We start from the raw sequence: 956 nt of genomic DNA, 5'->3' as shown, positions 1-956 counted from the left end.
TACGACACGGCGCTGAACCAGTCGAGATTGGGGAACATCTTCTTCACGTCGGCCATCACGGTTTCGAGGCGTTCCGCGATGTCGAACAGCTTCATGTTCGACTGCTCCTTCGACAGCTTCTTCGCGACTTCCTTGATCACCTTGTTGCGCGGATCGGAGATCGTGTACACGGGGTGGCCGAAGCCGATCACCACTTCCTTGTTCTCCACGCGGCGGCGGATGTCGGCTTCCGCTTCGTCCGGCGTCTGATAGCGCGACTGGATTTCGAATGCGACCTCGTTGGCGCCGCCGTGCTTCGGCCCGCGCAGCGCGCCGATCGCGCCCGTGATCGCCGAATACATGTCCGAACCCGTGCCCGCGATCACGCGGCCCGTGAAGGTCGACGCGTTGAACTCATGTTCCGCGTACAGGTTGAGCGAGACATGCATCGCATCGACCCATGACTTCGGCGGCTCGACGCCATGCAGCAGATGCAGGAAGTGTCCGCCGATCGAATCGTCGTCGGTTTCGACTTCGATGCGCTTGCCGTTGTGCGAGTAGTGATACCAGTACAGCAGCATCGAGCCGAGCGAGGCCATCAGCTTGTCGGCGATATCGCGTGCGCCCGGCAGGTTGTGATCGTCCTTTTCCGGCAGCACCGTGCCCAGCACGGACACGCCCGTGCGCATCACGTCCATCGGATGCGCGGCGGCGGGGATCCATTCGAGCGCGGCCTTCACGTTTGCGGGCAGGCCGCGCAGTGCTTTCAGTTTCGTCTTGTAGGCGGCGAGTTCGGCGGTATTGGGCAGCTTGCCGTGCACGAGCAGATACGCGACTTCCTCGAACTCGCAGGCGCCCGCGATATCGAGAATGTCGTAGCCGCGGTAATGCAGGTCGTTGCCCGTCTTGCCGACCGTGCACAGGGCCGTATTGCCCGCCGTCACGCCCGACAGCGCGACGGATTTTTTCGGCTTGAA

At 62.4% G+C, this 956-nt stretch carries 1 protein-coding gene; it reads right to left on the bottom strand.

The annotated features are described in order from the left end of the window. On the bottom strand, window positions 1–956 hold a 956-nt coding region (gene prpC / locus G3N95_RS40395), incomplete at both ends, for a 2-methylcitrate synthase (protein ID WP_205975649.1).

The organism is Paraburkholderia sp. Tr-20389 (assembly GCF_017104565.1).
Classification (GTDB): Bacteria; Pseudomonadota; Gammaproteobacteria; order Burkholderiales; family Burkholderiaceae; genus Paraburkholderia.
Note: the sequence above shows the minus strand (reverse complement) of the source record. Positions and strands in the feature narration are given on the sequence as shown.